Source organism: Pseudomonas sp. 9.1(2019) (assembly GCF_009910445.1).
GTDB lineage: Bacteria > Pseudomonadota > Gammaproteobacteria > Pseudomonadales > Pseudomonadaceae > Aquipseudomonas > Aquipseudomonas paraversuta.
This window is the reverse complement of record NZ_VBWF01000010.1, coordinates 792,528-805,595: the sequence shown is the minus strand read 5'-3', so window position 1 is coordinate 805,595 and position 13,068 is coordinate 792,528. Positions and strand designations below refer to the sequence as shown.

The window sequence follows — 13,068 nt, the reverse complement described above, 5'->3', positions numbered from 1 at the left end:
GGCAAGCCGGCCCCCACAGGATCCATTTGGTATTTCCTATCGCCACAAAAATTGCGGTTGCAACGTCAGGCCCAGAATCTCTTCACGGGCGACTTTCCAGAACTCGCGCACCTGCGCTTTGACTTCACCGCTGTCATTGCCCAGCACTTTGAAAATCAGCCCGCAGTTGTTTGGCAAGCGGGTGACACCGCTGGCAATTCCTGCCTCCATGTCGAAGATCGCAGGGACGCGCTCGACTATCCGGTCGTGATGCTCCTTGGGGGTCAGCAACACGACGTTGCCGAACACATCGAAGGTTTGCATGACGCCGATGGCGTCCAGGCTTTCCTCTTTCGGTTGCAGAATGTACTTCTCGACAAACAGTTCCTTGCCTTCAAGGTTTTCGGCCGTGACCCGTGAGGAATACACGTCAAAGCCGAAACGCTCGTCGACATGGTGATACTTGCGTCCCGACATCAGGATTTCGCAGTAAATCGCCGTAGCCGTAGGGTGGATACTGATTCTGGTTTCGGTGATAAACCGCGCATTGCGATGGGGGATCAAGGGGTCGGGCATGAACTCCAGGTAGCCATCTTCTTCAACCCGAAAATTCTGGATTTGCGAGGCGTAGTTGGCGTTCATCGAGTGCACTTTGGTCGCCGACTGGGTGGTGACGTGCCCGCAGGCACCCACCCCGACATTGACATCAGTGGCCAGGCGATCGCCCTGCAGGATGCAGCCCGAGGTCGAAATCATGGTCACGCAGGGCAGTTCGGGCATTATTTCGTCCCAATACAGTGCCCGCTGCACCAGCGACGGAACCCGCCGCTCCATGTCCGCCAGCACGCTGCGGTTGCCGCGTTTTTCAAAACCAAGGCGCAAGTAACCACTTTTGCCGACGGCGCCGCTGCTCATTTGCGGCGGCTCGTCCTGATACTGCGCAAGCTCCGGCGCATCATTACCCAATGAGTGAGCGCGAAGCCTTGAAGGGTTGTTCACGATCTGGCATTGGGCTGTCATGCAGTGACCTCACTCTTGGCCGCCGGTTTCTGGGCGAACAGGAACATGTGTTCGATCATGTCCACCAGCTCTTCGATGCCCTGGCCGGTCTTGCAGTTGGTGAGGATATAAGGGCGGTTGCCACGCACCACCTTGGTGTCGCTTTCCATCACATCGAGGCTGGCGCCGACGTAGGGTGCCAGGTCGATTTTGTTGATGATCAGAATGTCCGCCTGCACCAGTCCCGGGCCGTTCTTGCGGGGGATTTTTTCGCCTTCGGCCACGTCAATCACGTAGATGTAGAAGTCGGCCAGGGCCGGGCTGAAGGTCAGGGTCAGGTTGTCGCCACCGCTTTCGATCATGATCAGGTCGCTGTCCGGAAACTTCTCTTCCATTTCCTCGACTGCGGCAATGTTCATGCTCGGATCTTCACGCACTGCGGTATGCGGGCAGGCACCGGTTTCGACCCCCAGAATCTTGTCTTCGTCGAGGATGCCTTTGAGCGTGCGCTTGACCTGTTTGGCGTCTTCGGTGGTCACGATGTCGTTGGTGATGATCAGCGGCTTGTAGCCACGGTTGATCAGGATCGGAGTGATCACTTCGATGATCGCGGTTTTACCAGAGCCGACCGGGCCGCCAATACCAATGCGAGTAATCTTTTTCACGATAAATTCCTTAACAAAAATTGAAGCTGATTCAGCGTCGACACAGGTCAGCGCTGTTGATCCGGATTCGCTTGCAGCATCAGTTCATAAATAGCCGCACGTGGGCTTTGACGTGGACGGCAGCCAGCACGTCGACAATCGGCACATAGGACGACATTTGCTCGATATCACCGATTTCGGCGATGTCGCAGAACGCTTCAATGTCGTGGTTGAGTTCGAACAGGATGTGCTGGGTGTCCAGGTGCGTGACCCGCATCAAGCGCATAGCGGCGCTGAGAATGGTCATGGCCACACCGTACTGGTGCATCACCACCACCTCGCGGGCGCCAATGCCCTGGGTCGACATCACTACCGCCTGGGTGACGGGGTAGGTGCCCGCTGCATTACCGGCCTTGATCTGCTCCAGCCACCAGCGCACCAGCGGTTTCTCGACGACATGGATCGACATTTCTGCCAGTTTTTTGCCCATGCGCGTGGCCATCAACCGGCTTTCTTCGTTGAGCTTGCGGTTATTCACGGCCCAGTCGGCGCGCAAAATTCCGTCACGATCATCATTGCTGGCCGCGCGGTGGGCGGCGACCACGCCCATGCCATCACAGCTGGCCGCTTGTTTGAGGGCGGTGAGGACAAAGCCTTTGAGGGTCGCGACATCGTGGACGATGCCTTTCTGAATGGCGGATTCAACGCCGTTCGAGAACGAAAAGGCACCCACTGGCAATACGGAATCGCCAAACTGCATGATGCGAATTAGATCAGATGCGTTCATCTAGGCGCCTTCTTGCCGGATTTAATGCTTATGGTCGTGATCGTGGTGCGAGTGGCCTTGGTCATGCCCGTGACTGTGGCTGATACCGTCGCCATGGCTGTGCAGGCCCTGGATCTTGAGGGCGGCAGCATCGAGCTTGTCTTGCGGGCTGGCGACGTGAACGTGGGTGTCGGTTTCTTCGGCGCCGCCAAACAGCAGGCGTGCTTCGGAGGTGGTGAGCTTGGGCAGGATCTCGGCGCCGCCAATAAAGGCGTACGGCAGATGCTGGAAGCCGTGGGTGCGCATCACCGAATCCATCATTTTGGTTTCGACCGTGAGCGGGATGTACACCTCGTTGTTCTTGGTCACCGCTTTCCAGTGCTGGTTACCCAGGGCGTGGCCCAGCTCGAAGCTGGTTTTGATCAGTACGTCCAGGGGCTGTTTTTTCAGCTCCTTGAGGTCAATCACCATCACGTCGCGCAGGTTCAACTGCACCACCACGGCGGTGCGCGATGGTTCATCCCACATCAGTACATCGCCATCGGACAACACTACGTTGCGTTCCAGCGAAATCCCCAGATCGAGCCCGCCGATACTGGTGCGCCGGCAGCGGCTTTTTTGCGCTTCACGCTGGTCAAGCACCAGCAGGTCGACGTTGGCGCCTTCCAGTTTCTGTTTCCAGACCGGGTCTTTCTTGGCATTGCCCAGAATGTGTTCAATCAAAATCACGTTGCAAACTCCTTCCTTGATTGTTACGGACCACACCCTGCGGGTGCCGGGCCTGGCGACACAGACGCAACTGCGTGGTCTGCATCGCCGGGCCGGCTCCCACAGTCTCAGCCAAAGAAATAACGCTGGTTCATCGCGGCCGTATCTATGGGTTTGCACGTGGCGTGCACGCCATCGACCTTCACGGCGAAGGTTTCCGGATCGACCTCGATATGCGGGGTTTTATCGTTGCGCACCAGATCCCTTTTGGAGACGGTCCGGCAACCGCGCACCGCCATCACCTGACGCTCCAGCCCGGCTTTTTCCTTGACGCCGTCATCCACTGCTGCCTGGGAGACAAAGGTCACGCAGGTGTCTTGCAGGGTTTTGCCCTGGGCGCCAAACATCGGGCGGTAGTACACAGGCTGCGGGGTTGGCAGCGAGGCGTTCGGATCGCCCATGGCGGCCCAGTTGATCATGCCACCCTTGATCACCAGCTTCGGTTTGGCCCCGAAGAAGCGCGGGTCCCACAGCACCAGGTCGGCCATTTTGCCGACTTCCACCGAGCCCAGCACGTGGCTGATGCCCTGGGCGAGAGCCGGGTTGATGGTGATTTTGGCCACGTAACGCAGCACCCGGAAGTTGTCGTTGTCGGCGCTGTCTTCCGGCAGCTTGCCGCGGGAGGCTTTCATCGCGTGGGCGGTCTGCATCACCCGCAACCAGTTTTCACCGACCCGGCCCATGGCCTGGGAATCGCTGGAAAACATCGAAATCACGCCCATGTCCTGCAGCACGTTTTCGGCGGCGATGGTTTCCGGACGCACCCGGCTTTCGGCAAACGACACGTCGGCCGGCACGTTCGGGTTGAGGTTGTGACAGACCATGATCATGTCGAACAACTCGGCCTGGCTGTTGATGCCATAGGGCAGGGTCGGGTTGGTGGAGCTCGGCAGCACGTTGGTCTGGCTGGCGACCTTGATGATGTCCGGGGCGTGACCGCCACCCGCACCTTCGGTGTGGAAGGTGTGAATGGTGCGACCTTCGAAAGCGTCGATGGTGTCTTCGACGTAACCGCATTCGTTGAGGCTGTCGGTGTGCACCGAGACCTGGACGTCCAGTTCATCGGCAGTACGCAGCGCGTGACGCAGGGCGTTTGAAGTTGCGCCCCAGTCCTCGTGAACCTTGAACCCGGCAACCCCGGCGATCACTTGTTCGACCAGCGGGTCGCGACCATAGGAGTTGCCTTTGCCCAGCATGCCGACGTTGATCGGCAAGCCTTCGAGCGAGCGCAGCATCTGGCGGATGTTCCAGGGACCCGGGGTCACTGTGGTGCCATTGGTGCCGTCAGTCGGGCCGATGCCGCCGCCAAAGAAGGTGGTCACACCGTTGGACAGCGCGTGATAAGCCTGTTGAGGCGAGATCAGGTGAACGTGGGTGTCGATCCCGGCAGCGGTCAGAATCAGGTGTTCGCCGGAGATGGCGTCGGTGCTCACACCCACCACCAGGCCCGGGGTTACGCCGTTCATGGTGCCCGGGTTACCGCTTTTACCAATCCCGGCAATCTTGCCGTCGCGGATGCCGACGTCGGCTTTGATCACGCCCTGGATCGGGTCGATGATGGTGACGTTGGTGATCACCAGGTCCAGTACGCCGTTATCGCGGGTCAGGGTGTTGTCGGCGCCCATGCCGTCACGCAGGGATTTACCGCCGCCGTATACGGACTCGTCGCCGTAACCGCGTAAATCCTTTTCAATTTCGACAAACAGGTTGGTATCACCCAGGCGGATCTTGTCGCCCGTGGTCGGGCCGAACAGGCCGGCGTATTCTTTGCGTGAAATGGTAGGCATCGGTGGCTCCTTTCTAATGCCGCACGGGCGTCAATAACTCAACGGCGCGAGTGCAAAGTATGGGAATGCGTTGATTACTTGGCGGGCTTGGAAAACTTGAAGCCGTGATCGCGCGCGCGCTGGATCGCTTGCAGTTTTTCCGGGCGTTCATGGTTGCTGGTCAGTTTGTCCGGCGCCCAGCCATCCACCAGGTTGTTGAAGCCGTACAGGGTTTGCTTGCCACCGTAAGGCACCAGCGACACTTCAATCTCGTCACCCGGCTCGAAGCGGATCGCAGTGGTTGAGGAAATATTCAACCGTTTGCCAAAGGCCTCTGCGCGATCGAATTCAAGTGCACGGTTAACTTCGAAAAAATGAAAGTGCGAGCCGATCTGAATCGGCCGGTCACCGGTGTTACGCACCTTGACCTTGGTTACCGGGCGATCTTCGTTGAACACGATCGGGCTGCTGGCGTAGATGCAGCCACCTAGCGGCACGTCCTGTTCATTACCCTGATGCACACCGCCAGGGTTTTTGGCATGGGGGATCTTGTGATCCGGATGGGTATCCTGGTGCGGGCTTGCTGCACTGGCGGGAGTCGCGGGTTTTTTGCTGCTCATGACTGATTCCTCAAAACGGGTCTGTCTTGCGTTAGCCGGATGTCGCGGGCGCCTTTACTTGATCGGGTCGTGGACCGTAACCAGGCGGCTGCCATCGGTGAAAATCGCTTCAACCTGAACGTTGGGAATTAGGTCACTGACGCCTTCCATGACATCGTCTTTGGTCAACACCTTGCTGGCTTCATTCATTACGTCTTCAACCGACTTTCCGTCCCGTGCGCCTTCCAGTGCGGTCACGGTGATAATCGAAACTGCTTCCGGATAGTTCAACTTCAAGCCACGAGCCTTGCGTCGCAATGCCACGTCCGACAAGGTGTAAATCATCAGTTTGTCGATTTCTCTCGGGGTGAGCTGCATAAGCCCTCCTATCTACAGTGCGGTAAAAAATTTAAGTTCTGGAGTGCCGGTCGGGCAGAGGTGCAGGCAAAAACGCTGCGCACGTTGAACGCTTGCGAAGGTGGGTAAAAGGTGTGGCGGGGTGGCGAATGCGAGATTTGTTTTCATGGAGCTCAACCGTTCAAATCCTTGTCAGACGGGCGCGAACAGAGCCTAGACCATAATTTCCGACTGGCCAGAAGCTGGAGGAGGGGGGGCAGATATTGATAGAAGTCTGGTTGACTTCTTATAACTATTTAAAAAACAGAGGGTTACGAAGGTATTGGCGAGATTTGAAGTGTCTTTGGTACCCGATAACCCATTGTTTTGAGTGAAGAATTATTAATCTTTAGTGCGATATGTCATTTAAATGAGTGATGGGTTGCTGAAAAATAGCGGGCCGATCGCCTGTTAGCCTCCAGATAGACGATTGCGCACCCAGAGTGCCTGGCGCTATTTATGGGCTTGAAGGGGATTTTTCAGCAACAGATGCCGATGGCCTTTTTGGTAAAGCGCAGCATGCAGCTGGTCGTTGAGATCGGTCAGTTGCCGGAGCATTTGCAGACTCAGCCAGACAAAGGCATAAAACTGGGTTTCGTTGACCTTGCCATCGATGCACTTGAGCACCAGCTCTTTCAAGTCGTTGGCCTTCTGGCGCAGTTCACCGCTGATCTGGTTATCCGAAACACCGTTGCACAGCTTGTCCTGCAGCGACTCGAGGGCCTGCGGGATCAAACGATTAAGATCGCGCAGGGCGGGCTCGCTCTCAATCAGCTTATGCCCTTCATGGGACGCCCAGTAGGCATCAATCATCAGGCTCATGGTGGTGAACAAATTGCGGTGCAGGGTCTGCATGGAGTTGAAAACTTCGGGCTTCAAATTGCTTTCGTTGCTGGCCGCCGACACGTAATTGCGTAGCTTGACCACTGTGTCCAGCTCGTCTTTCAACTTGTCATCCAGATTGGGCCGCTCCAGCACCAGCGGGGAGAAGTACGCTTCATACAACTCGCTGAGTTTGCCCAGGCTTTCGCTGAATTTGATTCGCATGTCGGTATACGCCCGTTGCGGATAAATACTGGTGAAGAGCATGGCCAGTACCGAACCTGCCAGTACATAAAGACTGCGGGTGATTGCCGACTCCATGTCGTTGGGCGGTGCGCAACTGACCACCGCCAGGGTGGCGCCGATCAACAGGGCCATATAGGGGTGTTTACCCAGGGTCAGGTAACCGGCGATAAACATCGTGACCGCGCTCCACGCCAGCATCGCGGGAAACGAGTAGAGCTCCATATACAGCCCCGCCAGCCCGGACAGCGCACCAATGACGGTGCCGAAGGTGCGCTGTACGGCACGGGAAGACACATTGCCCCAGTAAGGTTGGGGCCCCATCACGATCAGCATGGTGATCAGGGCGTAAGACGCGCCGTCGAGTTTGAAATAGCGGATGGCAACGAAGGTGGTCAGAAAGGCGAGGCTGATTCGCGCGGCATGAATCCAGCGGCTGTATTTACAGAGCAGCCGCTCCAGTTTCGAAATTTTATTGCCTAGCTGCATAAAGCCCCCAAACCCTGTAATGGAATGCGCACGGAGCGTAGTTCAGGAACAGTCTGGCCACCACCGGCAACGGGGTTGCCATGGCGCGATAAAGAGGGGGGGGAGCGGGGGAAGCGTTGTGGCGTGGCTCAAGAAATAAAAAAGGCCATTACCATCATGGGGATCCGGTAATGGCCAAAAATCTCAACCAAAGAGAGCGTCAGGCCTCGGCCTGACGGGAAACAATGTATCAATCTTTAACTTAGTTAGCTACCTAACAAGTGGCGATACAGTTTTACCTGTCATGCAACAATGCAGAATTGCCCGTCTAGCGATCCGGCGCGTTAAACGCTACCCTTTGGCCCCATGCAAATACCTGACTTGAATCTGCTGGTTGCCCTGAATGTCTTGCTCGAAGAGGGCTCGGTAGTGGGCGCCGCCCGGCGCATGAACCTGAGTGCTCCGGCCATGAGCCGCACCTTGACCCGCATTCGCGATGCCTTGAACGACCCGATTCTGGTGCGTTCGGGACGTGGCCTGGTGCCCACCCCCCGGGCACTGGAATTGCGCGAGCAGGTGCGGGGCGTGGTGGAGTTGGCCCACGGTGTCTTCACCCAGAGCCAGGACAGTGATCTGCGCCTGCTGGAGCGCACCTTCAGCATTCGCGCCAATGACGTGTTTTTCGGTGTGTACGGGGGTGCCTTGCGTCAGCAAATGGCCCTGGAGATGCCCAAGGCGTCGCTGCGGGTAGTACCTGAAGGCTTCACCGATGATGAAGCCTTGAGCGAAGGGCGCATTGACCTGGCCATCTGTGCCACCAACAAATTCAGTTCAGACATCAAGGTCCAGCGGCTGTTTACCTGCCCCTTTGTGGGGCTGGCGCGGGAAGGTCATCCGATCTTCGATCAGCCCATCACCGCGCAACGCTTTATCGCCTTTGACCACATCAGTGTTTCGCGCCGGGGCCGGGCTCGCGGGCCGATTGATACGGTGCTGGCCGAGCAGGGGCTGGAGCGCCGGGTGTCCTTTACCACGCCCACTTTTTACTCGGCGATTTTTGCCCTGGCCGGCGCGGATTTGATCTTGCCGCTGATGCCCCAGGTCTTGCTCAAAACCCTGGCCCCAATGGGCTTGAAACTGCGTCCTTTTGAATTGCCGATCCCCCTGCAACCGGTTGAAATCTTTCAAGCCTGGCACCCGCGTCTGGACAACGACCATGCCCACCGCTGGCTGCGCCGCACCCTCAAGACGTTCTGCGATAACGCCGTGGCCTGAGAGATCCTCGCTTCAGGCACACGCTTGCTCTCGATCTGGCTGTGGATTGCGTACGACGCACTCCATAGTTAGCTATTTATCAATTTTTATAGCATTGCCTGCTGGTTAAACTTTTCGTCATCTAAAAGACGGAGTCAGCCATGTATTGGCGTTTTAAACGTGGGCGTCATTTGGCGCCGGAGGGCGGGGCATGACCTCGCTGACCGCCGGTTCCACGATCGCCGCGATGTCAGCCAAATCCCCCCCAGCCAATGCTGCTTTTGGCCTGCGGATTTTTACCGGGCTGGTAGGGGTATTGCTGGCGGTGCTGGTCTCGGGGTTCAACGAGAACGTGACCAAGGTGGCAATGCCCGATATCCGTGGCGCCATGGGCATTGGCTATGACGAGGGCACCTGGTTGCTGGCGGTGTACAGCGCCACGTCGATCAGCGCCATGGCGTTCGCACCCTGGTGTGCTGCGACATTCTCCCTGCGCCGTTTCACCCTGTGTGCCATAGGTGCCTTTTTGCTGCTGGGCATCCTCTGTCCGTTTGCCCCTAACGTTGATGTACTGATGGTGCTGCGCACTTTGCAGGGGTTTGCCGGTGGCGCGTTGCCGCCCATGCTGATGTCGGTGGCGCTACGGTTTTTACCCCCGGGCATTCGCCTATACGGCCTGGGCAGCTATGCGCTGACCGCAACCTTCGGCCCCAGCTTCGGTACGCCGCTGTCCGCATGGTGGGTGGAATATGCCGGCTGGCAATGGGCGTTCTGGCAGATTGTGCCGCTAAGCCTGCTGGCAATGGGCTGTGTGGCCTGGGGTCTGCCGCAGGACCCGCTGCGCCTTGAGCGCTTCAAACAGTTTGACTGGCGCGGCCTGCTCCTGGGGTTGCCGGGCCTGATCATGCTGGTTCTGGCGCTGGAACTGGGCCAGCGCCTGAACTGGTTGGAGTCGCCGATGATCCGGTTTTTCATCTTCGGCGGCGGCACGCTGCTGGTGCTGTTCTTTATCAACGAATGGTTTCATCCACTGCCGTTCTTCAAGTTGCAATTGCTGAAAATCCGCAATCTGGCCCACGCCTTGCTGACCCTGGGCGGGGTGCTGTTTGTGTTGCTGGCAGTGATCAAGATTCCCTCCAGCTATCTGGCCCAGATCCAGGGCTATCGCCCGCTGGAAACCGCTCCGGTGATGTTGCTGGTGGCGCTGCCGCAATTGCTTGCGCTGCCGCTGGTGGTTGCCCTGTGCAACCTGCGCCGGGTCGATTGCCGCTGGGTTCTGGCCATAGGTCTCGGGTTGCTGGCACTGGCCTGTGGCATCGGTTCACAAGTGACGGCGGCGTGGAGCCGGGAGAACTTCTACCCGTTGCAGGCGATTCAAATCATCGCCCAGCCGATGGCAGTGATTCCTTTGTTGATGTTGGCCACCGGTGGCCTGAACCCGGCCGACGGGCCGTTTGCCTCGGCCTGGTTCAATACCGTCAAAGGCTTTTCGGCAACGGCCGCGGGCAGCCTTCTTGGGGTGTTGACACTCAACCGCGAGCACTTCCACTCGACGATGCTGATCGATCGCCTGGGTAACTCGCCGCTGGTGGCTGGCAGTACAGATCTGGCACACCGGATACACCAGCAGGCGGTGGTCCTGACCTCTTCAGACCTCTATCTGTACATGGCCGGTCTGGCGCTGTTGTTAATTGTATTAATTCCTTTTGGCCCGACGCGGATCTATCCGCCGGGCACAGCTGTTGGAGCCGTGAAATGACCACAACAATCGGGCGCAAGCCCTGGGTACTGGGCAGTGCGGGCCTGGTGGCGATAGTCGTGCTGTACGGGCTATGGCAACTGATCTTTGCCACCAGCACAGTACAAAGCACCAATGATGCCTTTGTCAGTGCCGATTACACCTTGATCGCGCCAAAAGTCGCAGGCTTTATCGATGAGGTGCTGGTGCAAGACAACCAGCCGGTCAAGGCAGGTCAGTTGCTGGTACGCATTGATCCCCAGGACTACCAGACCAACCTGCAAGCAACCCGGGCCAACGTGGCGACGGCCCAGGCACAACTGGCCAACGCGCTGGCCATGCTCGAGCGTCAGCGTTCGCTGATCGAGCAGGCCAGTGCCACGGTTGACGCTGATCTGGCCCAGGTTGAGTTTGCCCGGCATGAATTGCAGCGCTATGAACATCTGGCCGGGCAGGGCGCGGGCACGCTGCAAAACTCGCAGCAGGCAAAAAACCGCTCACAGATCGCCCGTGCCGAACTGGCTCAACACCGTGCTGCGCTGGAGGCTGCCCGCCAGCAAACCCGGGTGCTGGTGGCGCAAACCACTGCTGCCCGGGCTTCGGTACAGCATGCCGAAGCCTTGCAGGCCCGGGCCGAGCTGGACTTGTCCCACACCCGCCTGGTGGCGCCCTTCGATGGCGTAGTGGGCCGGCGCAGCGTGCGCCTGGGTGCCTATGTAAAACCGGGTGACTCAGTGCTGGCGGTGGTGCCATTGGCCCAGGCGTATGTGGTCGCCAACTTTCTGGAGCGCCAACTGACCCACGTCAGCCCGGGGCAACGGGTCACGATCAAGGTCGACAGCTTTCCCGGCGAAACCCTGCTCGGTGTCGTCGACAGTATTGCGCCGGCCACAGGGGTAACGTTTTCGGCCATTGCCCCGGACAACGCCACGGGCAACTTCACCAAGGTGGCGCAGCGCATTGCGGTGAAAGTCACTCTGGACCAGGGACAGTTGTCAGCCGGGCGGCTGCGTCTGGGAATGTCGGTGGATGCGTCCATCGACACCACAGCCACTGCCAATGAACAGGTCAGTGTGCGATGAAGCCTGGTTTTCTGGTCTGCGCTGTGGCCTGTTACAGCGCGCTGGCTTTGAGTGGTTGTGCACTGGGGCCGGATTTTCAGGCCCCCGTGCCGCAACTGGCTGAGCGTTGGGCTCCGGTGGCAAGTGAGCAGGGTCATAGCCGCACTGTCGAGTCGGCGGTAGACCCGCGCTGGTGGGACAGTTTTGGCGATGCGCAATTATCGGCCCTGGTGCAAGAAGCACAGCAGAGCAACTTCGATGTGCAACTGGCTGCCAGCCGGCTTGAGCAGAGCCGGGCCATTCGCCGGCAAATCGCGGCTGACAGCCTGCCTGCGGTTGACGGGTCCCTGGCTTACAGCCGTAGCCGCAACAGTCAGCAGGGTTTGAACGACCCCTCGGGCCACAGTGGCAAACAGGCGTTCAACCTGTGGAATGGCGGGTTGGGGCTCAGTTGGGAAGCCGACTTGTGGGGCCGGGTCAAACGCTCTGTGGAAGCGGCCGATGCTTCTGTGCAGATGGCCGAAGAAGACCGCCATGGCGTGCAGTTACTGGTGATCGTGCAGACCGCACAGCACTATATCCAGTTGCGAGCCACCCAGCAGGCACTGGCAGTGGTGCAGCAGAACCTGCAGATTGCCCGGCGCAGCCTGGAGTTGACCCGTTTGCAGGTAAAAGAGGGGGTGGCCACCGACCTGGAAGTGTCCGAAGCGGCGGCCCAGGTGGCAGAAATCGAAGCGCGAACGGCGCCTTTGCAACAGCACAGCGCGCAGTTGATCAACGCCCTCAGCCTGCTGCTGGCCCGAGAGCCACGGGCGATGGCACAGCAACTGAGCGAACCCCAGGCGGTTCCGGCCTTTGGGGCTGATGTACCGGTCGGTCTGCCCAGTGAACTGGCGCAGCGGCGTCCTGATATCCGCCGTGCCGAGGCCCGTCTGCATGGGGCTACAGCCTCGATCGGGATGGCCCGGGCGGATTTTTATCCGCGTATCACCTTGTCCGGCAGCCTCGGGTTTCAGGCGCTGCAACTGTCGGATCTGGGCAGTTGGGGTTCGCGCAGTTTTGCCTTTGGACCGGGCTTGAGCGTACCGCTGTTCGAGGGCGGACGTTTGCAAGGGGCGTTGCAATTGCAGGAAGGACGCCAGCAAGAAGCGGCCATTGCCTATCGCAAAACCGTGTTGCGGGCCTGGCACGAAGTGGACGACGCGATGGTTGCCTATCAGGCCGGTCAGCGCCGGCGCGACAGCCTCACACAGGCGGTGGAGCATAGTCAGCATGCACTGGACAGTGTTCATCAACAGTACGCCCAGGGCACGGTGGATTTTCTGAACGTATTGACCGTACAAAATGCATTGCTGGCCAACCAGGCCGCGCTGGTCGAGAGCACGGCCCAGGTGTCGTTGTCATTGGTGGACGTATACGCCGCGCTGGGCGGAGGCTGGCAGGGATAGCATGCAGCCGGGGCAGCCATCGCCGGCAAGCCGGCTCCCACGGGGCGTATTGGCCCATGGCTTGTGTGCAGTTGTGGGAGCTGGCTTGCCAGCGATGCAGTCGCCCGGGTTTGTCTG

General features: G+C 58.9%; 12 protein-coding genes. 4 read left to right on the top strand and 8 right to left on the bottom strand.

Annotation, left to right across the window (positions count from 1 at the left end; translation table 11 throughout):
• Positions 1 to 36 precede the first annotated feature (36 nt).
• The 8 genes from FEZ21_RS16820 to FEZ21_RS16785 all read right to left on the bottom strand — a co-directional run bounded on the left by FEZ21_RS16820 (position 37) and on the right by FEZ21_RS16785 (position 7,471).
• Positions 37 to 999 (bottom strand): urease accessory protein UreD, encoded by a 963-nt coding sequence (locus tag FEZ21_RS16820; RefSeq protein ID WP_029612920.1) that lies wholly within the window; start codon positions 997 to 999, stop codon positions 37 to 39.
• Positions 996 to 1,643: an urease accessory protein UreG gene (gene ureG / locus FEZ21_RS16815; RefSeq protein ID WP_003444969.1), complete on the bottom strand. Its 648-nt coding sequence runs from the start codon at positions 1,641 to 1,643 to the stop codon at positions 996 to 998. Before ureG ends, FEZ21_RS16820 begins: the two co-directional genes overlap by 4 nt.
• Positions 1,644 to 1,722: 79 nt before the next feature.
• Complete coding sequence (locus FEZ21_RS16810; protein WP_003444968.1) at positions 1,723 to 2,409, bottom strand: urease accessory protein UreF; 687 nt, start codon at positions 2,407 to 2,409, stop codon at positions 1,723 to 1,725.
• A 21-nt stretch (positions 2,410 to 2,430) separates the two neighbouring features.
• The gene (ureE, locus tag FEZ21_RS16805; protein WP_160627902.1) at positions 2,431 to 3,117 is read right to left on the bottom strand and encodes an urease accessory protein UreE; all 687 of its coding nucleotides are present in this window, start codon (positions 3,115 to 3,117) and stop codon (positions 2,431 to 2,433) included.
• A gap of 107 nt (positions 3,118 to 3,224) precedes the next feature.
• On the bottom strand, positions 3,225 to 4,943 hold the full coding sequence (locus FEZ21_RS16800; RefSeq protein WP_003444965.1) for an urease subunit alpha: 1,719 nt from the start codon (positions 4,941 to 4,943) through the stop codon (positions 3,225 to 3,227).
• Positions 4,944 to 5,017: 74 nt separating this feature from the next.
• Positions 5,018 to 5,542: an urease subunit beta gene (ureB, locus tag FEZ21_RS16795; RefSeq protein ID WP_010657202.1), complete on the bottom strand. Its 525-nt coding sequence runs from the start codon at positions 5,540 to 5,542 to the stop codon at positions 5,018 to 5,020.
• A 54-nt stretch (positions 5,543 to 5,596) separates the two neighbouring features.
• Positions 5,597 to 5,899, bottom strand: coding sequence for an urease subunit gamma (locus FEZ21_RS16790; protein ID WP_003444963.1), 303 nt, complete (start codon positions 5,897 to 5,899; stop codon positions 5,597 to 5,599).
• 471 nt (positions 5,900 to 6,370) lie between these two features.
• Entirely contained in the window at positions 6,371 to 7,471 is a 1,101-nt protein-coding gene (locus FEZ21_RS16785; protein WP_003444962.1) for an FUSC family protein, read from the bottom strand.
• A gap of 345 nt (positions 7,472 to 7,816) precedes the next feature.
• Here FEZ21_RS16785 and FEZ21_RS16780 point away from each other — a divergent pair, with 345 nt between their 5' ends.
• The 4 genes from FEZ21_RS16780 to FEZ21_RS16765 all read left to right on the top strand — a co-directional run bounded on the left by FEZ21_RS16780 (position 7,817) and on the right by FEZ21_RS16765 (position 12,951).
• Entirely contained in the window at positions 7,817 to 8,725 is a 909-nt protein-coding gene (locus tag FEZ21_RS16780; RefSeq protein WP_037001729.1) for a LysR family transcriptional regulator, read from the top strand.
• Positions 8,726 to 8,915: 190 nt separating this feature from the next.
• On the top strand, positions 8,916 to 10,463 hold the full coding sequence (locus FEZ21_RS16775; RefSeq protein WP_003444960.1) for an MFS transporter: 1,548 nt from the start codon (positions 8,916 to 8,918) through the stop codon (positions 10,461 to 10,463).
• Positions 10,460 to 11,524, top strand: coding sequence for an HlyD family secretion protein (locus FEZ21_RS16770; RefSeq protein WP_003444959.1), 1,065 nt, complete (start codon positions 10,460 to 10,462; stop codon positions 11,522 to 11,524). Before FEZ21_RS16775 ends, FEZ21_RS16770 begins: the two co-directional genes overlap by 4 nt.
• Complete coding sequence (locus FEZ21_RS16765) at positions 11,521 to 12,951, top strand: efflux transporter outer membrane subunit (protein WP_160627899.1); 1,431 nt, start codon at positions 11,521 to 11,523, stop codon at positions 12,949 to 12,951. The genes FEZ21_RS16770 and FEZ21_RS16765 overlap by 4 nt, the downstream gene beginning before the upstream one ends.
• Positions 12,952 to 13,068 lie beyond the last annotated feature (117 nt).